This is a genomic window from Achromobacter sp. Root83, from assembly GCF_001428845.1.
In the GTDB taxonomy this organism is placed as follows: Bacteria; Pseudomonadota; Gammaproteobacteria; order Burkholderiales; family Burkholderiaceae_B; genus Achromobacter.
Map to the genome: position 1 here is coordinate 656533 of NZ_LMIU01000012.1, position 19875 is coordinate 676407.

Genomic DNA, 19875 nt, shown 5'->3' on the forward strand with positions numbered 1-19875 from the left:
GACGGGCTCCCCCGTGGCGCGCCGCCGATCCGCCTTGCGGGCGGCGGGGCCCGGATTCATAATCCTGTCACACTTGGGTCATAACCTTGCAGGTTGTGCAGTCCCATCTCGTAACTCTCTTATTTCGGGGCAATGCAATGAGATCAACCACGCAGGGAGCCCGGATGACGGAGCATACAAACAAGCAGTTCGACGCCGATCTGGAAAGCGTCCGTTCGCAATTCTTGCAAATGGGCGGCCTGGTGGAAGCCATGATCCAGGAGGCCATCGACGCGCTGGCCACCGCCGACCTGTCCTTGGTTGAAAAAGTCCGCGAACGGGAAAAGGAAGTCAACCGCCACGAGGTCGAGATCGACGAGAGCATCAGCCGCATCCTGGCCAGGCACCAGCCTACCGCCATCGACCTGCGCATGCTGATGGCCGTATCCAAGATGCTCACCGACATGGAACGCTGCGGCGACGAGGCCGAGAAGGTCGCCACCGTCGCCCGCCGCGTGCACGAGGGCGAACTGCGCCATATCCCCGTGATCGAACTGCGCCACATGGCCGCCAACGTGCGCACCATGCTGCATCAGTCGCTGGACGCGTTTGCCCGCCTTGACCCCATTCTTGCCGCCGCCGTGGTGCGTAGCGATAAAGAGGTCGACAAGGAATGGAAGGGCGCGCTGCGCCACCTGATCACCTACATGATCGAAGACCCGCGCACCATTTCGCGCGCGATCGACATGATCTTCATCGCGCGCGCGCTCGAACGCATCGGCGACCACGCCAAGAACATGTCCGAACGCGTGATCTACATGGTCAAGGGCGCGGATGTGCGCCATACCGGCGTGAAGAACACCGAGCGCCTCGCGCGTGGCGAGGAAGAGTCCGAAGACTCGCCGGACCAGTAACGCAAAGCGCGGCCATCGGCCGCGCCTTGTCATCGAGACCCCAGCAGCGTCTAGCCCTGGGGTTTTTTTTCGACCCCGCCGCCGCTACGGCGCAAGCATCGCGCCCTGGCACAGGCGCGGATCCGGTACGCCGGGCTTGCCGGCGTCGATGCGGCCGGCCAGCCGCCGGGCGAAGGCCGGCATCGAGGGCGCGCCGATCTCCAGGTCGTACCATCCTTCGCAGCCCGCGTACTTGAGCTCCATCGCTCCCCCCGCGGGCACGTGCGCCATGGCGCGCCAGCCGTCGCTCATGCGTGATTCCAGCCTGACCGGCTGCGGCGCATCCCCGTGATTGATCAGGCGCAGGCGCAGGCCCGAGGTCACGGGCACCAACTGGGCCTCGAGCATGCCGGCGTCCTGGGCGTCGCCGCGGAACTGCCGGTGGAAACCGTCGGGGCCGAGCAGCCACAGGTCGTAAGCCCCGTCGCTGGCCAGGCGCCAGCCATCGTCCAGGCGTGCGCCGGCGCCCACGGTGTAGCGCCGCGGCGGCTGCGTCAGCGCGTGACGGTCGTAGACATGCAGGACGGCGCCCGCGCTGCCGGGGTTGCGCAAGGTCAGGCGGTAGTGCTCGCCGTCGGCGGTCATCCGCCCCACGGCCTCGAGCACATACGGCAAGGGACAGGCGTGGCGATTGCTGTCCGGATGGTGCGAACCCCGGTCGCCCGTGAAGTCGAACGCCGAGGTCAGGTCGCCTGCGACCGCGCGCCGCCATGCGCTGATGTTCGGTTCCGCCACCCCGAACCGGGCTTCCAGGAAGCGGATGACCGACGTGTGGTCGAACACCTGCGAGTTGACCCAGCCGCCCCGGCTCCAGGGCGATATCACCAGCATGGGGACGCGCGGGCCCAGGCCAAAGCCGCGTCCGTGCAGGCTGGCCGGATCGTCGGAGGTCGAAGCGCTGGGACCATGCCGGGCGTCATGGTATTCGCCGTCCAGTTCAACCGTGGACAAGCCGCCGGACTGGCCGTCCGGATGGCGGGCAGGGGGCGCGGGCGGCGGCATGTGATCGAAGAAGCAGTCGTTCTCGTCGTAGGTGACGAGGAACACGCAGCGGCTCCAGATGCCGGGATGCCGCGTCAGGATTTCCAGCACGCGTTCGGTGTAGGCGCCGCCCTGGCGGGGCGACGACACTTCGGGATGCTCGGAGTCGGCCGTGGGCGCGATGATCCACGACACCGCCGGCAGCGTGCCCTGGGCGACGTCTTGCGCCAGATCGTCCAGCGTGCGGGTGGACAGCCCGCGGTCGCGCAGCGGGGCGTCGGCGGCGCCTTCGGCAAGTTGCCGGCGGTACTGCCTGAAGCCGGCCAGCGGGTTGTCGTGATAGTTGTCCGCCATGTCCTGGTAGATGCGCCAGTCCACGCCCGCGGCTTGCAGGCGTTCCGGATAGGTGGTCCAGGCATAGCCTTCGGTGGCGGGGCCCGGGCGGTCGAAGGTGTTGACCAGGGCGGGTCCGCCGGCCAGACCCTGCGGGTCGTTGGTGCCGGTCCACAGGAACAGCCGGTTGGGGTTGGTGCCCGCGTGCACCGAGCAATGGTAGGCATCGCACAAGGTGAAAGCGTTGGCCAGCTCGGTCTGGAACGGCAGTTGCTCGCCGTGGTATGCGCCCATGCCCAGCCGGCTCTTGGCGGATAGCCATTGGTCCATGCGGCCGTCGTTCCAGGCGCGCTGCGAGTCGTCCCAGGTGTGCGGCGTGATATAGCCCACCGGCGCGTCGCTCGGGTACTCCGCCTGCAGCGCGTAGGGGCTGCAACGCGCGGCGCCGTCGGCCTGCGTCATGACCGTGCCCGCGGCCGTGGGCACGGGATGCGGGTCCGCAAAGCCGCGCACGCCGGGCAGAGAGCCGAAATAATGGTCGAAGGACCGGTTTTCCTGCATCAGGATCACGACATGGCGCACGTCTTGCAGCGTGCCGGTCTTGCGATCTGGGTCGGTCTCCAGGGCGCGTTTGACGGCGGGGGACGGATTGGGCGGAACGGACGAGCGCGATTCTTCTTTCATGACAGCATTAATACGGCCAGCGATATTCGAATCTTAAGGCCTCGCCGGGAAGGCCTGGCCGGGAAGGCCTCGCCGGGAAGGCCTGGCCGGGAAGGCGTGAGCGGACCGCGCGCCCCAAAACGCGAAGCCCCTCGCGGACGAGGGGCTTCGTGGCGGTGGCGCCGCGGGAAAGCGGCGCGGCCCGATCAGGCCGAAGGCGGAACGTAGCCGTCGGCTTCGACGTTGCCGTCTTCGAACAGGAAGCGTTCCATTTGCTGTTGCAGGTACTTGCGTGCCCGGGCATCCGCCAGGTTCAGGCGGTTTTCGTTCACGAGGCGGGTCTGCACACCTTTCCATTCTTCCCAGGCTTCCCTGGAAATGCTCTGCCAGATGCGCGTGCCGACTTCGCCGGGATAGGGCGGATAGTCCAGCCCTTCTGCTTCACGCTTCAATTTCACACAGTTGACGATACGAGCCATGGTGTTCGCTGCCGGAAAGAGTAGTAACGCTGTATTTTAGCGGGCTTGGCATCCCATGGGCGCCAAGCCCCTTCCGTTCCCGAGGTCGGGACGGCCGCGGTTACAGCTTCTTGATAAAGATCATGCTGTTGCGCGAACGGTTGTAGTTGTTCTGCTTTTCACGGGGCAGGTCGGTGACCCCGCCCTGCACGAAACCGCGCTTGATGAACCAGTGCGAGGTCCGGGTGGTCAGCACGAACAGGCGCTTGGCGCCCGCCGCGCGGGCGCGCGACTCCATGTGGCGCAGCAGGATCTCGCCTTCGCCCGAGCCCTGCCATTCGGGATGCACGATCAGGCAGGCCATTTCGGCCATCTGCTCATCGGCGAACGCATGCAGGGCCGCGCAGCCGTAGATCACGCCATCGTGCTCCAGCACGGTGAAGTTCTCGACGTCGCGTTCGATCACGCTGCGGGGGCGAGGCACCAGGGTGCCATCGGCTTCCAGCGGTTCGATCAGGCTGAGGATGGCGCCCACATCGTCGATCGTGGCGGCGCGCAGGTCATCCAGCGTGTCTTCGACGACCATGGTGCCCACGCCATCGTGGGTAAAGATCTCAAGCAGCACGCTGCCGTCCAGTTCGAACGGCAGCAGGTGCGCGCGCGCTACGCCGCGCTTGACCGCCAGCGACGCGTATTGCAGGAAGGCGTGGGTTTCTTCGTCCAGTTCGCCGGCCGCGAGCAGCGCGTCGGCGTCGATGCGGGCCAGCTCGGTGTCGAGCGTGCCGTCCTCGTTCAGCACGCCTTGCGAGCTGGACAGGAAAATCAGCTTCTCGGCGCGCAGCGCCACGGCGACGCTGGTCGCCAGGTCTTCCATGGCCAGATTGAAGGCGTCGCCGGTGGGCGAGAAGCCCAGCGGCGACAGCAGCACGACGGACGAGCCCTTTTCGATGGCGAACTTGAGCGCTTCCACGTCGATCTTGCGTACCTGACCGGTGTGCTTGTAATCCACGCCGTCCAGCACGCCGGTGGGACGCGCCGTGACGAAATTCCCGGAGATGACGCGGATGTGCGCATGCGACATCGGCGTGTTGGGCAGACCCTGGCTGAACGCCGCCTCGATGTCCAGGCGGATTTCGCCGGCGGCTTCCTTGGCGCATTCGAGCGCGGCGGCGTCGGTGGGGGACAGGCCTCGGTCGAACTGATGGGTGAACCCCTTCAGCCGCAACTGCTCATTGACCTGCGGGCGCGAGCCGTGCACCAGCACCAGCCGGATTCCCAGCGACGACAGCAGGGACAGGTCCTGAACCAGCGCATTCAGCGCGCCCGCCTGCACAAGTTCGCCGCCAAACGCCACCACGAAGGTCTTGCCTCGGAACGCATGCACATAGGGGGCGACATCTCGGAACCATCGCACAAACTGGGCGGCGGCGAATTCGGGGGCTTCAAGGGCGGAGACGGTGTCTGGTTCCAGGTCGGGCATGATGTGCGTTGCTAGGTCCTATGGGGTCGCGGGACGGCAAAGCCGGCGGGCTGTGCCGCGCGCGCCGCCGGGAGGGCGGCGTTAGGCGGAATTATATGACCGCGCAGCCCGGCCGCCATCGGCGCGCTTGACACGCGCTGTTGCGCGTGCCCCACAGGAAACTCAGTGCCTGGCCAGGTTCCGGTGCTCCAGCCGGCTCAAAAGACGGACGACGGGCCACAGCAGCGCCAGGTAGAAAAGCGCCGCCAGCACGATGGGCGAGGGGTTGTACACCAGCGATTGGGCGTCGCGCGCCACCCGCAGCAGCTCCGGCAGCGCCACGGCACTGGCCAGGGTGGTCAGCTTGACGACCTCCAGCGTGTTGCTGATGAGGTCCGGCATGACGTTGCGCGTGGCCTGCGGAATCTGCACATGCCATAGCGTCTGCCAGGCGGACAGGCCGGTCGAGCGCGCCGCTTCGATCTGCCCGCGCGGCACGCTTTCCAGGCCGGCGCGGAACACCTCGCCGTAATAGGAGGAATTATTGAGCATGAAGCCGATGGCCACCGCAAGCAGCTTGGGCAGGTCCAGTCCCAGGAAGGGGGCGCCGAAATAGATGAAGATCAGCAGCACCAGCGGCGGCAGGGCGCGGAAGAAGTCGATGTAGATGGCCAGCAGCACGCGCGACCAGCGCCGCTTGAGCGTGATGGACAGCACGCCGATCAACAGCCCCGACGCCAGCCCGACCGGAATCACCATCGCCGATAGCATCAGCGTGCGGCCCAGGCCCTGCAGCAGATAGGGCGCCACGCTCATGTAGATGTTCAGATTGAAAAAATTCTGCAGGATTTCGTCCATGCGTTTCCTCTAGGGCCTGTTCATGCCAATAGGAGCCTTGCGGGGCCGGGCGGGGGACGGCGCCGCCGCCGTGTGTCGATGACGCGGTCTCAGTGCTTCCACTTGAAACGGGTTTCGGTCCAGCGTCCCAGCACCACCACCGGCAGGAAGATCAGCAGGCAGGCGACCGCGGCCAATGTCAACGGCGTGGCGTTGCCTGCGTTGCTGCTGGCCGATTGCGCGTTGTTGAGCACTTCGCTCAGGCCCACGACCGAACCCAGCGCGGTGCTCTTGGTGATGGCGATGACGCGGTTGGTCAGGGGCGCCACCGTCAGCCGCATGGCTTGCGGCATCACCACGTAGACCATGCTCTGCAGCCAGTTCAGTCCCGTGGAGCGGGCGGCCTCCGCCTGGCCTCGCGGCACCGACAGGATGCCGGCCCAGAAGATCTCTTCCGCGAAAGCGGCCAGCACCAGCGACAGGGACAGCCAGCAGGCCATGAACGCCGACATCGACAGGTTGATGTAGGGGAAAGCGAAGAACAGCACCATGATCACCACCAGCGGCGGCAGCGCGCGCAGGATGTCGGCAAAGCAGATGATCAGGAAGTTCAGCGGCCGGATGCGCAGCGCGCGCAGCACGGCCAGAACCAGTCCAAGCGCCACGCCCGTGGCGGCCACCGCCACCCCAAGCTGGAGCGTGATCCACATGCCCGCCAGGATGTCCGGCAGGTAGCGCCACGCGACTTCGGCATTGAAGAACGAGAACAGCAGGGCGTTCAGATCCATGGGGTGCTCAGTGAAGCCGCCTCAGGCGGCATGTTCCGCCATGCGGGCAAGAAAGGCCTGCGTGCGGGGTTGACGGGGAGCGCCGAAGACGGCTTGCGGCGGGCCTTGTTCGACGATCACGCCGCCGTCCATGAAAACAACCCTGTCGGCCGCCGCGCGGGCAAACCCCATTTCGTGGCTGACCACCATCATGGTCATGCCGTCCTGCTTGAGCTCCCGCATCACGTTCAGCACGCTGCCCACCAGTTCGGGGTCGAGCGCGCTGGTGGGCTCGTCGAACAGCACCACCTTGGGCCGCAGGGCCAGTGAACGCGCGATGCCCACCCGCTGTTGCTGCCCGCCCGAGAGCTGGTCGGGGTAGGCGGTGGCCTTGTCCGCCAGGCCCACTCGCTCCAGCGCTTCCATGCCGCGGCGGTCGGCTTCGGCGCGCGCCAGCCGCTGCACCTTGCGCAGCGCCAGCGTGATGTTGGAAAGCACGGACATGTGGCGGTACAGGTTGAAGTGCTGGAACACCATGCCGATGTTCTGCCGAATCCGGTTCAGTTCGGCGGCCGGCGCGGTGATCTCTTGGCCGTCGACGTGGATGGTGCCCGCCGACGGTTCTTCGAGGCGGTTGCAGCAGCGCAGCAGGCTGCTCTTGCCCGACCCGGAGGGGCCGATCATGAAGACCAGTTCCCCTTTCTTCACTTCCAGGTCTATGCCCTTGAGCACCGCGTTGTCGCCATAGGACTTGTGCAGCCCCGCGATTTTCAGGATCGGTTCTTCCATCGTGTGCATCCTCGAAGCGCGAGGGCGGGCCGCAGGCGGCGCCATCCCCCGTGCGTTGGCAGTGACGCGGCGAATCAGCCGCAGCGCAGTTCGACCGGCGTGGCGTCATAGCCCGGCAGGTCGGGCACGCCCTGGCCGGGCGTCACGGTGGCCGCGGCGGAGCCCGCGGCCGGCGTGAAGCCGAACCACTTCTGGGCCAGCTTGGACACCGTGCCGTCCTGCTTCAGGCACTTGAGCGCCATGGACACGCGGTCGCGCCCCGCCTGGTCGTCCAGCCGGAACGCAAGCGCCCAGACCAGGCCCGTCTTGATCGTGTAGCTGGTGCGCACCGCGGGATTCTGCTTGGCGGCCCAGGCCGCCACGGTATTGCCCGCCAGATTGGCATCGGCGCGCCCGGCCTGCACGGCCTGAACCGCGTCCGCGTTGGATGCGTATACGTCGTACTTGAAGCCATACTTGGCCGCGTTGTCGCGCGCCCAGTTTTCATAGGCCGAGCCTTTGTTCACGGCCAGCTTCTTGTCCTTCAGGTCCTGCAGGCCGGCGATGTCCTTGGCCTGCTTGCCGATCACAAAGGTGTAGTCGGTGTTCAGGTAGCCTTCGGAGAACAGCAGGGCGCGGGCACGCTCCTCGGTGGCGGTGGTGGGCGCAAGCACAAAGTCGTACTTCTTGGCGTTCAGTCCCGGGATCAGCGCGGCGTACTCGGTGCCTTCGATCTTGATGGTGGTGCCCAGCTGCTTGGCCAGCGCCTGGCCCAGTTCGATGTTGAAGCCGTCCAGCCCGCCGCCCAGCTTGGGCATGGCGTGCGGTGCGAAGGTGGCGTCCACGCCGGTGGTGAGCGGCTGGGCCGCCGCGGCCAGGCCGGCGCCTGCCAGCCAGAAGGTGAGGCCACAGCGGCCGGCAAAGGTCAGGGTGCGGGTAAGGCGGGTCATGGCGGGTCCTTTAGGGAAGAGGCGTCTTGCCCAGCGCCGGCCCGGCTCCCACACGCTCAAGTATCAAGCCGTAGTGTTCCGGGCGCCGGTGGGCGGCGAAGTTGAAGATGTGCTGCTTGAAGGTGTCTCCCAGTGCCAGGTCGGCCTGGCAATAAATCACCTCGTCCTCCTCCCCCTGCGCCTGCGCCACGATCTCGCCCGTGGGCGCGACGATGGCCGATCCGGCGATCAGGTGGCTGCCGTCTTCCACGCCGGCCTTGCCTGCCGCCGCCACCCACACCGCGTTCTGATACGCGGCGGCCTGCAGGCTGAGCAGGTGGTGGAACATGCGCAAGTGGACCGGTTCATTCCAGTGGATGTTCAATGACGGCGTGTTGTATCCCAGCGCCACGATCTCGGCGCCCTGCAGCGCCAGGACGCGCCAGGTTTCCGTCCAGCGGCGGTCGTTGCACAGGCACATGCCGACACGCGTGCCCAGGGTTTCCCAGACGTTGAAGCCTTCGTTGCCGACTTCGAAGAATTTCTTTTCCAGGTGCTGGAATGGGGCCTCGGGCTTGTGGTCGCTGTGCCCCGGCAGATGGATCTTGCGGTAGCGCCCCACGATGCGCGCATTGGCGTCGACCAGGATGCTGGTGTTGTACCGCCTTGCGTCCGACGCGATCTCGGCATAACCCAGATAGAAGCCGATGCCCAGCTCGCGCGCGGTGTCGAACAGGATGCGCGTCTCGGGGCCGGGCATTTCCTTTTCGAAGTAGCGCTCCATCGCCTCTTCTTCCGTCATCCAGTAGCGCGGAAAGAAGGTGGTGAGCGCCAGTTCCGGGAACACGACCATGCGCGCGCCGCGGCCGTGCGCCTCACGCATCATCGCCAGCAGCCGGGCCACCGCCTGGCGGCGTGACTCTTGCGGTTGGACCGGACCCATCTGCGCGACCGCCAGGCCGAAGGGACGTTTGCTCATGTCGTGATCCTCAGGCGGAGCCGTTGTTTGAAAAATACTTGCGCACGAGCGCGTTGGGATTGCCGGTCAGGCGCTGGCGCAGCACGGGTTCGGGCGTGCCGCGCTTGATGAACCGGCCGCTGCCCCGCGCCACGTGCAATTGCCCGTTCTCGACCGCCACGCGGCCTCGGCTGATCACCACTTCAGGCCAGCCGCGCACGGTCTTGCCTTCGTATGGCGTGTAGCCGACGCTGTCATGCAGCATGGAGGCGGAGATCGTCACTTCGCGTTCCGGGTTCCAGATGGCGATGTCGGCATCCGCGCCCACGGCGATGGTGCCCTTGCGCGGATACAGCCCGTAGGTGCGCGCGTGGTTGGCGGCGGTCAGCGCGACGAAACGCTCGATGGAGATGCGCCCGCCCAGCACACCTTCGGAGAACAGCAGCGGCATGCGCACCTCCAGGCCCGGCACGCCGTTGGCCACGTCCTTGAAGGTCGTGGCCTCGCCCTTGGGCAGCTTGCCGCTGGCGTCATAGCGGTAGGGCGCGTGGTCCGACGAATACAGTTGCAGGGTGCCGTCGGTCAGGCCTTGCCACACCGCCTCTTGCGAGGCGGCGTCGCGCGGGGGCGGGCTGCAGCAGAACTTGGCGCCTTCCAGGCCGGGCAGGTCGATGTCCTCGGCGGTCAGGAACAGGTATTGCGGGCAGCTTTCCGCATGGATGGGCAGGCCCAGCGCCTGCGACGAATGCACTACGCGCACGGCCTCCAGCCCGGCCACGTGGACGATCAGGATGGGCACGTCCATCATGCGCGCCAGCGTCACGGCGCGATGGGTGGCTTCGCTTTCCGCCAGCGGCGTGTGGGCCACGGCGTGATACTTGGGCGCGGTCATGCCGCGTTCGGCCAGGCGCCGTGCCACCCAGCGGATCATGTCGTTGTTTTCGGCATGCACCATGACCAGCGCGCCCTCGCGATCGGCGACTTCCAGCACGTCAAGCAACTGGTAGTCGTCCAGTTTCAGGCGGTCATAGGTCATGAACACCTTGAACGAGGTGATGCCGTTCCGGATCAGTTCGGGCAGGTCGTGCGACAGCGCCTGCTCGGTCGGGTCCGACAGGATCAGATGGAAGCCGTAGTCGATGACCGCCTTTTCCTCGGCGCGCCGGGCATAGTCGGCCACCACCTCCGGCAGCGCATTGCCGCGATGCTGGGCCGCGAACGGAATGATGGTGGTGGTGCCGCCGAAGGCCGCGGACACGGTGGCGCTGTAGAAATCGTCGGCGCACATGATGCCCATGCCGGAAAGCTGCTCGACGTGGCAGTGGCTGTCTATGCCGCCGGGCAGCACCCAGCGGCCCGCGGCGTCGATATCGCGCGAGCCTGCAGGCAGGTTCTGGCCCAGCGCCACGATCACGCCGTCGCGCACGCCGATGTCGGCATGGAAGGTGTCCGTGGCGGTGCTGATGCGCCCGTTCCGGATGGTCAGGTCGAATGCGGCAGTGTCGGTCATGGGATGGGGGTTCCGCTTGGAAGGGATCAGAGGGTGCCGGGATAGATGCCGCCATCCAGCACCAGGTTCTGCCCGGTCATGAAGCCGGCGCGCGCGCCGCACAGGAACGCGCAGGCATCGCCGAATTCCGCCGGGTCGCCGTAGCGGCCGGCCGGGATGCCGGCCAGGCGCGCCGCCAGCACGTCGTCCACCGTCTTGCCGCTGTCCCGCGCACCGCGCTCGGCGGTCTGACGCAGGCGGTCGGTGAGAAAGGGGCCGGGCAGCAGATTGTTGATGGTGACGCCATGGCGCACCGTCTGGCGCGCAAGGCCCGCGACGAAGCCGGTCAGGCCCGCCCGCGCGCCGTTCGACAGTCCCAGGATGTCGATGGGCATCTTCACCGCGGCGGACGTGATGTTGACGATGCGGCCGAAGCGGCGCGCCATCATGCCGTCCACGGTGGCGCGGATGAGGGCGATCGGCGTGAGCATGTTGGCGTCCAGCGCGGCGATCCAGTCCTCGCGCGACCATTCGCGGAAGTCGCCGGGCTTGGGGCCTCCCGCGTTGGTCACGAGGATGTCGGGCTCGGGGCACGCGGCCAGCAGCGCCTGTCTGCCGGCTTCGGTGGTGACGTCGGCGGCCACGGTGACGATGGCCGCGCCGGTTTCGCGGCGAATCGCCTCCGCCGCCGCGTCAAGCGTGCTGGCCGTGCGCGCGGCCATCACCAGGTTCACGCCTTCGCGCGCCAGCGACAGCGCGCACGCGTAGCCCAAGCCCTTGCTGGATGCGCACACCAGCGCGTTCCTGCCTTTGATTCCCAAGTCCATTGCGATGCTCCTTTCAGCCTTGCACCGGTTGCCGGCCGGTGGCCGCGAGCGACAGCCCGACGCGCGCGACCGTGGCCTCGAGTTCGGCCGCCGTCACCGGGTCGATGCGCATGCCGGGCGCGCGCAGCGCATGGCTCTTGATGGCGCCGCGGCGCTGGTAGACGTACTTGCGCAAGGCCAGGCCGATCTTGGGCTGGAATTCGTAGCGGATCAGCGGGCAGTAGCGGTCAAAGATCGCCGCCGCGCCGGCATGGTCGCCTCGGGCGTAGCGTTCATAGATGGCCACCAGGATCTCCGGGAAGGCGAAGCCGGTCATGGTGCCGACCGCCCCGCGCTGCAGCTCTTCCAGGAAGTACACACCGCCCAGTCCGCCGAAGATCTTCATGTCCGCGTCCGGCACGAGCTCGCGGATGCGGCTGATCTTCTGCGCGACCGGCGGTTCTTCCATCTTGATCAGGTGCACGCCGCCTTCGCGGCCCAGGCGCGCGACGACCTCGGGCCGGATTTCGGTGCCGAACGAATCGGGAAAGTCGTGGATCACCACGGGGATCTTCACGGCGTCCGCGACGGCCTTGTAGTAGTCGAACAGCAGCGCGTCGCTGGCGTTGTCCAGCGGCGCGGCGAACACGGCGGAAGCGCCCATGTCCTGCGCTTCCTGCGCCTGTTCGATCGCGCCGGTGATGCCGTGGGCGCGCACCCCGACCCAGACCGGCACGCGGCCGTCGGTATGCTTGACGAACGTCTCCAGGACCTGCCTGCGTTCCGCATTGGACAGCTTGTGCAGCTCGCCCAGGAATCCCAGGATGGCCAGGCCGGTCACACCGGTTTCCAGCAGGAAGTCGACCAGCGTGCGGATGCTGCCGGTATCCACCTTCAGGGCATCGTCGAAGGGCGTGGGACAAATGGTGAAGACGCCTTGGGCGTCGATGGAGGCTGCCATCTTTACTCCGTCAGGATGCGTGAAAACCGAAATCGGAAACGACGTTTCGGATGTCATCCTAAAGCGGAAGTTTTAGAACTCCACTTGCTTTTTTATTGCTTTGGTATAACAGCCTGTTAAGTCAAGGTTTACCCTTGGCAGGGTTTGCCAGAGCCGGTGCGGCAAGCTCGAAACCCTGGTCCTGCAAGGTGTGGCGCAGCACGTCCACGAAGGCCTGCGCCAGTTGCGACAGGGGCTCGAAGCGCGACTGCACCAGGCTGGCGGTAAGCGTCTTGGCCTGGTCGATGGGACGAACCACGAAGTCTCCCTGCGTGCGGCTCTTGACCGAGAATTCGTCCACGATGGCAATCCCCGCGCCGGCCTGCACCAGGGAACACGCGTTCTGCGGCGAACTCACCTCCACCGCCAGCCGGCGGGTCTGGCCGGCCTCGAGGAACATCTGTTCCACGAGCGTGCCGAACGGCGTATCGCCGCCGTAGGAAATCAGCGGATAAGGCAGCAGGTCGGCGATCGACAGCAACGACCGGTGGGCCAGCGGATGGTTGTATGGACAGATGCAGACCAGCCGCGCCTGGCCGATGGCCTGGGTCAGCAGGTTCGGATGCTGGATCGGAAGAATCACCACGCCCAGTTCGGCGCGATTGTCCAGCAGCATCTGCGTCAACGGCTGCTGGGTCAGCGGCTGGAAGGTGATCTTCACGTCGGGATGCGTTTCCCGGAAGCGCGCGATGGTCAGCGGGATCAGCATATGGCCGATGCTGGGACTGGACACCAGATGCAGAATGCCGCTGCGGCGCTCGGCCAGTTCGGACGCCAGTTCACCGACGCGCCGCACGCCGGCATAGACGGTCTCTACTTCGCGGAACAGCTGGCGCGATTCGGGCGTGGGGTAGAGCCGCCCCTTGATGCGTTCGAACAGCGCGAACCCCAGCCGCTGTTCCGTGTGCGACAAGAGGCGGCTCACCGCCGGCTGTGAAACGAACAGAAGCTTGGCCGCGCCGCTGATCGAGCCGGTCGTCATGACCGCCCGGAATACTTCGATTTGCCGCAGATTCAGTTGCATGACGCGCACGCTCCGACTTGACGGAAAAAGCATAACAAAGGGTTAAGGGCAACGCACAAATTGACAATACATGCTTATGTGGCGGCGCAGCTAGACTGGCGCCGTATCTTGCCCAGGATGGACGAATGGAACAGACCCTCTTTGTCATCAACCCCAATTCCACGCAGGCCGTGACGGACGCGTTTGACGCCGCCCTGGAGCCGCTGCGCATGGCGGGCGGTCCGCGCATCCGGTGCCTGACGCTGGCCGAAGGGCCTGCCGGCGTGCAGACCCAGATGGACGTCGAAAGCGTGACGCTGCCGCTGGCGCGGCTTGTGCGCGAGCTGGACGCCAAGCATGGCGCGGCCGCGGCGGGCTATGTCATCGCCTGCTTCAGCGACCCCGGGCTGCACGCCGTGCGGGAGGCGACGCCCAAGCCGGTGCTGGGTATCAGCGAATGCGGCATGCTGACGGCGCTTACCCTAGGTCAGCGCGTGGGCGTGATCGCCATCCTGCGTCAGTCGCTGCCGCGCCACGGGCGGCTGTTCGGCGCGGCGGGCCTGTCGGCTCGCGTGGCGGCCGAACTGCCGCTGGATCTGGGCGTCGTGGAATTGTCCGACCAGTCGCGCACACGCGAACGCCTGCTGCAGGTGGGACGGCGTTTGCGCGACGAGCACCAGGCCGACGTGCTCGTCCTGGGGTGCGCGGGCATGGCGGCCTACCGGGGCTGGCTGCAAGGCGAATTGGGCCTGCCGGTGGTGGAGCCCACGCAGGCGGCGGCGGCCATGGCGATCGGCCGCATCCGGCTCAATTGGCATGGCGCCTGAGGCCAGCATGCGCCATCACGAACTGATCGAACGGCTGTCGCACCTGGTGGGCGATGCCGGGCTGGTGCTGGACGCCGACGGCCAGGCGCCTTACGTGCGCGATTGGCTGGGCAAGTGGCAGGGCAGCACGCCCGTGGTGGTGCGTCCGCGCAACGCCACCGAGGTGTCCGCCGTCATGCGCCTGTGTCACCAGACGCGGGTCCCGGTGGTGCCGCAGGGCGGCAACACCGGCATGAGCGGCGGCGCCACGCCGGATGCCAGCGGCGCTCAGGTGATCCTGAGCCTGAACCGCATGAAGCGCATCCGCGAGGTGGACCCGGTCAGCAACACCCTGTGCGCCGATGCCGGCGTGCTGCTGGCTGATGTGCAGGAGGCCGCGCGCGGCGTGGGACGGTTCTTCCCCTTGAGCCTGGGCGCCGAAGGAAGCTGCACCATCGGCGGCAACCTCGCCACCAACGCCGGCGGCACCGCCGTGCTGCGCTATGGCAACACGCGGGATCTGGCGCTGGGGCTGGAAGTGGTGTTGCCGGACGGGCGTGTCTGGAACGGCCTGCGCGGCTTGCGCAAGGACAACACCGGCTATGACCTGAAGAGCCTGTTCATCGGCTCGGAAGGCACATTGGGCATCATCACGGGGGCGGTGCTGAAACTGTATCCCGCGCCCGCCGGCCGCGCCACGGCCTGGGCCGGCGCCGAAACGCCCGCGCAGGTGGTGGCGCTGCTGACCCGTCTGCAGGCCGCCTGCGGCGAACGACTGACCGCCTTCGAGATGATGTCGGCCCGCTGCCTGGACCTGGTGGTGGCCCACGTCAGCGGCGCGGCCAGTCCGCTGGCGGGCCGGCATCCGTATTACGTGATGCTGGAACTGTCGGATACGGAGCCCTCGGGATTGTCCGCCCTGCTGGAGACCTCGCTGGGCACGGCGCTGGAAGAGGGGCTGATCCAGGACTGCGTGATCGCTATGAACGAGGCGCAGGCCCAGTCCATGTGGCGGCTGCGCGAAGGCATTTCCCAGGCGCAGGTGCGCGCCGGCAAAGCGGTCAAGCACGATATCGCGCTGCCCATCTCCCGGCTCGCCGCATTCGTGGAAGAGGCGGATCTGGCGCTGGTGTCGGATTTTCCGGGCTTGCCCATCGTGAATTTCGGCCATATCGGCGACGGCAACCTGCACTACAACGTGTTGTTGCCGCTGGACGTGGCGCCGGCGGAGTACGCCCGGCTGACGGCGGCGCTGAACCGCCGCGTGCACGACCTGGTGGCGCAGCGTGGCGGCAGCATCAGCGCCGAGCACGGAGTCGGGCAATTGCGGCGCGACGAGCTGCGGCGCTACAAGTCACCCGTCGAAATGGACCTGATGCTCATGATCAAGCGGGCGCTGGACCCGAATCATCTGATGAATCCCGGCAAACTGCTGTAGGTCCGGGCAAGGGGCGGCAAGCCGGGTTGGCGGCGCCCGCGGACGGCTCCGCGCGCGAAGTCCGCCGGAAATTTATAATGGCAGGCTAATTGGATAAATCCTACATGCCTGAATCCTCCAGCCCGCGGGCGCCCAAAAAGTCCGTGCCGCACGCCGAGGGCCGGAACGAGCCCGGGAAAGACCGGAACGAGACCGGGAAAGCACCCGGGAACGAGCCCGGGAACGAACTCCGGAACGAACCTCGCAAAGAGCCTCGCAAAGAGCCGCGGAAAGACCCTCGCACGGACCCTCGGAAAGCCCCTCGGGAGCCGGACGCGAACGCGCCGGCAAACGAGGGCCGTGCAAGATCCCGGTCCGAAAGCCGCCCCGCTGCGCGTCCCGAGCGGCCCATTCCCGTCGTGAATTACCCGGAAGACCTGCCCGTCAGCGCCCGGCGGCAGGAGATCGCGCGCGCCATCGCGGGCCATCAGGTCGTGATCGTCAGCGGTGAAACGGGGTCGGGCAAGACCACCCAGCTTCCGAAGATCTGCCTGGAACTGGGGCGCGGCCGCCAGAAGATGATCGGCCACACCCAGCCGCGCCGGCTGGCGGCGACCTCGGTGGCCAAGCGCATCGCCGAAGAGCTGAACACGCCCATGGGCGAAGTGGTGGGCTACCAGGTGCGGTTCAACGACCGCACCGGGCCCAATGCGTCCATCAAGCTGATGACGGACGGCATCCTGCTGGCCGAGTCGCAGCGCGATCCGCTGCTGCGCCGCTACGACACCATCATCATCGACGAGGCGCACGAGCGCAGCCTGAACATCGATTTCCTGCTGGGCTACCTGAAGCAACTGCTGCCGCGGCGCCCCGACCTGAAGCTGATCATCACGTCGGCCACCATCGACGCCGACCGCTTCGCCAGGCACTTTGCCGCGTCCGAGGACAAGCCCGCGCCCGTCATCGAGGTGTCGGGCCGCTTGTACCCGGTGGAAGTCCGCTACCGGCCCGTGCGCGAGGAACTGGCGGCCGACGAGGGCGCGCCGCCGCCGGCCAAGACTGGCCGCGACCGCGAACGCATGTCGGGCGACGAGGAACGTGATCTGATCGACGCCATCGTGGATGCCGTGGACGAATGCGCGCGGCACGGTCCGGGCGACGTGCTGGTGTTCCTGCCGGGCGAACGCGAGATCCGCGAGTCCGCCGAAGCGCTGCGCAAGCGCCATCCGGCCGGCACCGAGGTGCTGCCGCTGTTCGCGCGGCTGTCGCAGGCGGAACAGGAACAGATCTTTCATCCGCGCGGCAACGCGCGGCGCATCGTGCTGGCCACCAACGTGGCGGAAACCTCGCTGACGGTGCCTGGCATCCGCTTCGTGGTCGACAGCGGGCTGGCGCGCATCAAGCGCTATTCCTGGCGCAACAAAGTCGAGCAGCTGCGCATCGAGCCCATCAGCCGGGCGTCGGCCAACCAGCGCGCCGGCCGTTGCGGCCGGGTGGGGCCGGGCGTATGCATCCGGCTCTATGACGAGCTGGACTTCAACAACCGGGCGGCCTTCACCGACCCCGAAGTGCTGCGTTCGTCGTTGGCGTCGGTCATCCTGCGGATGAAATCGCTGAAGCTGGACGATATCGAACAGTTCCCCTTCGTCGAGGCGCCGCCCGGGCGCGCCGTGGCCGACGGCTACCATCTGCTGCAGGAGCTGGGCGCGATCGAATTGGTGTCCACGTCTGACGACGACGCGGACGCCGCGCGCACCGGCGCGGCCTTTGCGCTGACGCAGACCGGCCATGAACTGGCCAAGCTGCCGGTGGACCCGCGCATCGGCCGGATGATCCTGGCGGCACGCGAGCACCAGTGCCTGGCCGAAATGCTGATCATCGCCTCGGCCCTGTCGGTGCAGGATGCGCGCGACCGCCCCATGCAGGAGCGCGAAGCCGCCGAGGCGGCGCACGCCAAGTTCGCCGACGACAAGTCGGAGTTCATCTCCTTCCTGAAACTGTGGCGCTGGTACGGCGAGCAGGTGCAGCACAAGGCATCCCAGCGCAAGCTGGTGGGCCTGCTGCGGCAGAACTTCCTGTCGCCGATCCGCCTGCGCGAGTGGCATGACGTGCATACGCAGCTTGCAGCGCTGGTGGGCGAACAGGGCTGGCGCGTCAACCAGATCGAAGCCACGTACGAGCAATTGCATCTGGCCCTGCTGTCCGGCCTGCTGGGCAATATCGGCTTCAAGAGCGACGAGGGCGGGCATTACCAAGGGGCCCGCGAGATCCGCTTCCACATCCACCCGGGCTCGCGCCTGGTGAAGAAAGCCGGCCGCTGGATCATGGCCGCCGAACTGGTCGAGACCACGCGTCTGTATGCGCGCTGCGTGGCGCGCATCGACCCCGTCTGGCTGGAAAAGGTGGGCGCCCACCTGATCCGCAAGAACTGGTCCGACCCGCGCTGGGAAAAGAAGGCCGGGCAGGTCGTGGCCAATGAACGGGCCACGCTTTACGGGCTGACCATATACACGGGCCGGCGTATCCACTACGGCCGCGTGAACCCCACGCAGGCACGGGAGCTCTTCATCCGTCAGGCGCTGGTGCCCGGCGAAATCGATACGCGCCTGGCATTCGTGGCGCATAACCGCAAGCTGATCGCGGGCATCGAAAAGCTGGAGCATCAGACGCGCCGCCCGGACATCCTGGTGGACGACGAGCTGATCCACGCGTTCTATGACCGCCAGTTGCCGGCCGATATCTCGCAGACGGCGTCGCTGGAAAAGTGGGTCAACGGGCTGGACAAGGCGTCGGCCGCCAAGCTGATGCTGACCCGCGACGAACTGATGCGCCACGAGGCCGCCGGCGTCACGACCGACGTCTTTCCCAAGAAGGTCGAATGGCAGGGCGTGTCGATGGCCCTGGACTACCACTTCGAGCCGGGGTCCCCGCGCGACGGTGTCACCCTGGCGGTGCCGCTGTTCGCCCTGAACCAGATCGATCCGGCGCGCTGCGAGTGGCTCGTCCCCGGCATGCTGAAGGAAAAGGTGCACCTGCTGCTGAAGTCCCTGCCGCAGAAGCTGCGCCGCCATTGCGTGCCGCTGCCGGATTATGCGGCGGGCTTCTATGACCGCTGGTTTGAACGGCAGGCCGATCCCCAGCAGGGGCTGGTGGACGCGATCATTGCCGACATGTGGGATCAGGTGCAGGTGCGGCCCGCGGTGGCGGACTTCAAGCTGGAGACCCTGCCGGCCCACTTGTTCATGAACTTCCGCGTGGTCGACGAACATGGCCGCATGCTGGCCGCGGGGCGCAACCTGGCGCAGTTGCGGGCCGAATTCGGCAAGCAGGCCCAGGCCACGTTCCAGCAGTTGGCGGCCACCGACACGCAGGTTGCCCAGGCGCTCGCGCACGAAAACCTCACCTCCTGGTCCTTCGGCCCCCTGCCGGAGATCATGGAGATCAAGCGGCGCGGCCAGTCCGTCATCGGCTATCCGGCGCTGGTCGACCGCGGCGCGCACTGCGACCTGGACGTCTTCGACGACCCGGACGAGGCACGCAAAGCTCACCGCGCGGGCCTGCTCAAGCTGTTCCGGCTGGGGCTGCGCGAGCAGGTGAAATTCCTGGAAAAGAACCTGGCGGACCTGACCAAGATCAGCATGCTGTACATGACGCTGGGCACGCAGGAGGAACTGCGGGACCAGATCATCGACTGCGCGCTCGGGCAGGCTTGCCTGGCCGAGCCGTGGCCCGTGAACGAACAGCAGTTCGAGGCCAGGCGCGCTGAAGGCAAGGGCAGGCTGGGCCTGCTGGCCCAGGAGGTGGCAAGACTGGCCGGAGCCGTGCTTGCCGAGTACGCCGCCGTCCAGCGCAAGCTGCCGCAGGCCAAGCCCCACGCCGCCGCCTATGCCGATCTGCAGCAGCAGTTGGGCGCGCTGATGCCCAAGTGGTTCATCCGCGATACGCCGTACGCGCAGCTTTCGCACTACCCCCGCTATCTGAAGGCGGCGGTGGCGCGCATCGACAAGCTGCGCGCCGATCCGGCGCGCGATGCGAAACTGGTGGCGGAAATGGCGCCGCTGGTGACGCAGTATCAACGGGCGCGCTCGGCACTGAAGGGGGCGCCGGATCCCCGGCTGGATGAATTCAGATGGCTGTTGGAGGAACTGCGCGTGGCCCTGTTCGCGCAGGAACTGCGAACCCCGATGCCGGTGTCGGTCAAACGCCTGATGAAGAGCTGGGAATCGATCAAGCGCTGACCCGGCGCGCAAAGAAAACAGGCCGCGATGT

At 66.9% G+C, this 19875-nt stretch carries 16 protein-coding genes; 4 read left to right on the top strand and 12 right to left on the bottom strand.

Annotated elements, in window-relative coordinates:
* Positions 1-164: 164 nt before the first annotated feature.
* Positions 165-893 carry a phosphate signaling complex protein PhoU gene (gene phoU, locus ASE30_RS15440; protein WP_057285148.1) on the top strand — a complete coding sequence of 243 codons (729 nt, stop codon included), beginning with the start codon at positions 165-167 and terminating at the stop codon, positions 891-893.
* Between the two features lie 84 nt (positions 894-977).
* On the opposite strand, the gene ASE30_RS15445 is transcribed toward phoU, so the two are convergent.
* From ASE30_RS15445 to ASE30_RS15500, 12 genes are all read right to left on the bottom strand, one after another.
* On the bottom strand, positions 978-2930 hold the full coding sequence (locus ASE30_RS15445) for a phosphocholine-specific phospholipase C (RefSeq protein WP_057285149.1): 1953 nt from the start codon (positions 2928-2930) through the stop codon (positions 978-980).
* A 185-nt stretch (positions 2931-3115) separates the two neighbouring features.
* Positions 3116-3388 (bottom strand): oxidative damage protection protein, encoded by a 273-nt coding sequence (locus tag ASE30_RS15450; protein WP_057285150.1) that lies wholly within the window; start codon positions 3386-3388, stop codon positions 3116-3118.
* A 100-nt stretch (positions 3389-3488) separates the two neighbouring features.
* The gene (gene argA / locus ASE30_RS15455) at positions 3489-4847 is read right to left on the bottom strand and encodes an amino-acid N-acetyltransferase (protein WP_057285151.1); all 1359 of its coding nucleotides are present in this window, start codon (positions 4845-4847) and stop codon (positions 3489-3491) included.
* Positions 4848-5009: 162 nt separating this feature from the next.
* On the bottom strand, positions 5010-5684 hold the full coding sequence (locus ASE30_RS15460) for an amino acid ABC transporter permease (RefSeq protein WP_057285152.1): 675 nt from the start codon (positions 5682-5684) through the stop codon (positions 5010-5012).
* A gap of 89 nt (positions 5685-5773) precedes the next feature.
* The gene (locus ASE30_RS15465) at positions 5774-6451 is read right to left on the bottom strand and encodes an amino acid ABC transporter permease (RefSeq protein ID WP_057285153.1); all 678 of its coding nucleotides are present in this window, start codon (positions 6449-6451) and stop codon (positions 5774-5776) included.
* Positions 6452-6472: 21 nt separating this feature from the next.
* Positions 6473-7219 carry an amino acid ABC transporter ATP-binding protein gene (locus ASE30_RS15470; protein WP_057285154.1) on the bottom strand — a complete coding sequence of 249 codons (747 nt, stop codon included), beginning with the start codon at positions 7217-7219 and terminating at the stop codon, positions 6473-6475.
* A gap of 74 nt (positions 7220-7293) precedes the next feature.
* Positions 7294-8148, bottom strand: coding sequence for a transporter substrate-binding domain-containing protein (locus tag ASE30_RS15475; protein WP_082601590.1), 855 nt, complete (start codon positions 8146-8148; stop codon positions 7294-7296).
* 10 nt (positions 8149-8158) lie between these two features.
* On the bottom strand, positions 8159-9106 hold the full coding sequence (locus tag ASE30_RS15480; RefSeq protein WP_057285155.1) for an N-carbamoyl-D-amino-acid hydrolase: 948 nt from the start codon (positions 9104-9106) through the stop codon (positions 8159-8161).
* Positions 9107-9116: 10 nt separating this feature from the next.
* Positions 9117-10595, bottom strand: a complete 1479-nt coding sequence (gene hydA / locus ASE30_RS15485) for a dihydropyrimidinase (RefSeq protein WP_057285156.1) — start codon at positions 10593-10595, stop codon at positions 9117-9119.
* Between the two features lie 26 nt (positions 10596-10621).
* Positions 10622-11401 (bottom strand): SDR family oxidoreductase, encoded by a 780-nt coding sequence (locus tag ASE30_RS15490; RefSeq protein ID WP_057285157.1) that lies wholly within the window; start codon positions 11399-11401, stop codon positions 10622-10624.
* A gap of 13 nt (positions 11402-11414) precedes the next feature.
* A complete protein-coding gene (locus tag ASE30_RS15495; protein WP_057285158.1) occupies positions 11415-12341 on the bottom strand; it encodes a dihydrodipicolinate synthase family protein in 927 nt (308 codons plus the stop codon).
* Positions 12342-12462: 121 nt separating this feature from the next.
* Positions 12463-13404: a LysR substrate-binding domain-containing protein gene (locus tag ASE30_RS15500; RefSeq protein ID WP_057285159.1), complete on the bottom strand. Its 942-nt coding sequence runs from the start codon at positions 13402-13404 to the stop codon at positions 12463-12465.
* 125 nt (positions 13405-13529) lie between these two features.
* Between ASE30_RS15500 and ASE30_RS15505 the strand changes: the two genes are divergently transcribed.
* The 3 genes from ASE30_RS15505 (at position 13530) to hrpA (ending at position 19844) form a co-directional block, all read left to right on the top strand.
* Positions 13530-14210 (top strand): aspartate/glutamate racemase family protein, encoded by a 681-nt coding sequence (locus tag ASE30_RS15505; RefSeq protein WP_057285160.1) that lies wholly within the window; start codon positions 13530-13532, stop codon positions 14208-14210.
* A 7-nt stretch (positions 14211-14217) separates the two neighbouring features.
* On the top strand, positions 14218-15627 hold the full coding sequence (locus ASE30_RS15510) for an FAD-binding oxidoreductase (RefSeq protein ID WP_057285220.1): 1410 nt from the start codon (positions 14218-14220) through the stop codon (positions 15625-15627).
* 104 nt (positions 15628-15731) lie between these two features.
* Complete coding sequence (gene hrpA / locus ASE30_RS15515; protein WP_156407654.1) at positions 15732-19844, top strand: ATP-dependent RNA helicase HrpA; 4113 nt, start codon at positions 15732-15734, stop codon at positions 19842-19844.
* The last annotated feature ends 31 nt before the right edge of the window (positions 19845-19875 follow it).

Excerpts from the sequence above, each read along its gene's own strand:
- phoU (WP_057285148.1), top strand. The coding sequence starts at position 165 with ATGACGGAGCATACAAACAAGCAGTTCGACGCCGATCTGGAAAGCGTC.
- ASE30_RS15480 (WP_057285155.1), bottom strand. The coding sequence starts at position 9,106 with ATGAGCAAACGTCCCTTCGGCCTGGCGGTCGCGCAGATGGGTCCGGTC.
- ASE30_RS15510 (WP_057285220.1), top strand. The coding sequence starts at position 14,218 with ATGCGCCATCACGAACTGATCGAACGGCTGTCGCACCTGGTGGGCGAT.
- hydA (WP_057285156.1), bottom strand. The coding sequence starts at position 10,595 with ATGACCGACACTGCCGCATTCGACCTGACCATCCGGAACGGGCGCATC.
- ASE30_RS15500 (WP_057285159.1), bottom strand. The coding sequence starts at position 13,404 with ATGCAACTGAATCTGCGGCAAATCGAAGTATTCCGGGCGGTCATGACG.
- ASE30_RS15475 (WP_082601590.1), bottom strand. The coding sequence starts at position 8,148 with ATGACCCGCCTTACCCGCACCCTGACCTTTGCCGGCCGCTGTGGCCTC.
- ASE30_RS15445 (WP_057285149.1), bottom strand. The coding sequence starts at position 2,930 with ATGAAAGAAGAATCGCGCTCGTCCGTTCCGCCCAATCCGTCCCCCGCC.
- ASE30_RS15490 (WP_057285157.1), bottom strand. The coding sequence starts at position 11,401 with ATGGACTTGGGAATCAAAGGCAGGAACGCGCTGGTGTGCGCATCCAGC.
- ASE30_RS15450 (WP_057285150.1), bottom strand. The coding sequence starts at position 3,388 with ATGGCTCGTATCGTCAACTGTGTGAAATTGAAGCGTGAAGCAGAAGGG.
- ASE30_RS15470 (WP_057285154.1), bottom strand. The coding sequence starts at position 7,219 with ATGGAAGAACCGATCCTGAAAATCGCGGGGCTGCACAAGTCCTATGGC.
- ASE30_RS15505 (WP_057285160.1), top strand. The coding sequence starts at position 13,530 with ATGGAACAGACCCTCTTTGTCATCAACCCCAATTCCACGCAGGCCGTG.
- ASE30_RS15465 (WP_057285153.1), bottom strand. The coding sequence starts at position 6,451 with ATGGATCTGAACGCCCTGCTGTTCTCGTTCTTCAATGCCGAAGTCGCG.
- ASE30_RS15495 (WP_057285158.1), bottom strand. The coding sequence starts at position 12,341 with ATGGCAGCCTCCATCGACGCCCAAGGCGTCTTCACCATTTGTCCCACG.
- argA (WP_057285151.1), bottom strand. The coding sequence starts at position 4,847 with ATGCCCGACCTGGAACCAGACACCGTCTCCGCCCTTGAAGCCCCCGAA.
- ASE30_RS15460 (WP_057285152.1), bottom strand. The coding sequence starts at position 5,684 with ATGGACGAAATCCTGCAGAATTTTTTCAATCTGAACATCTACATGAGC.
- hrpA (WP_156407654.1), top strand. The coding sequence starts at position 15,732 with ATGCCTGAATCCTCCAGCCCGCGGGCGCCCAAAAAGTCCGTGCCGCAC.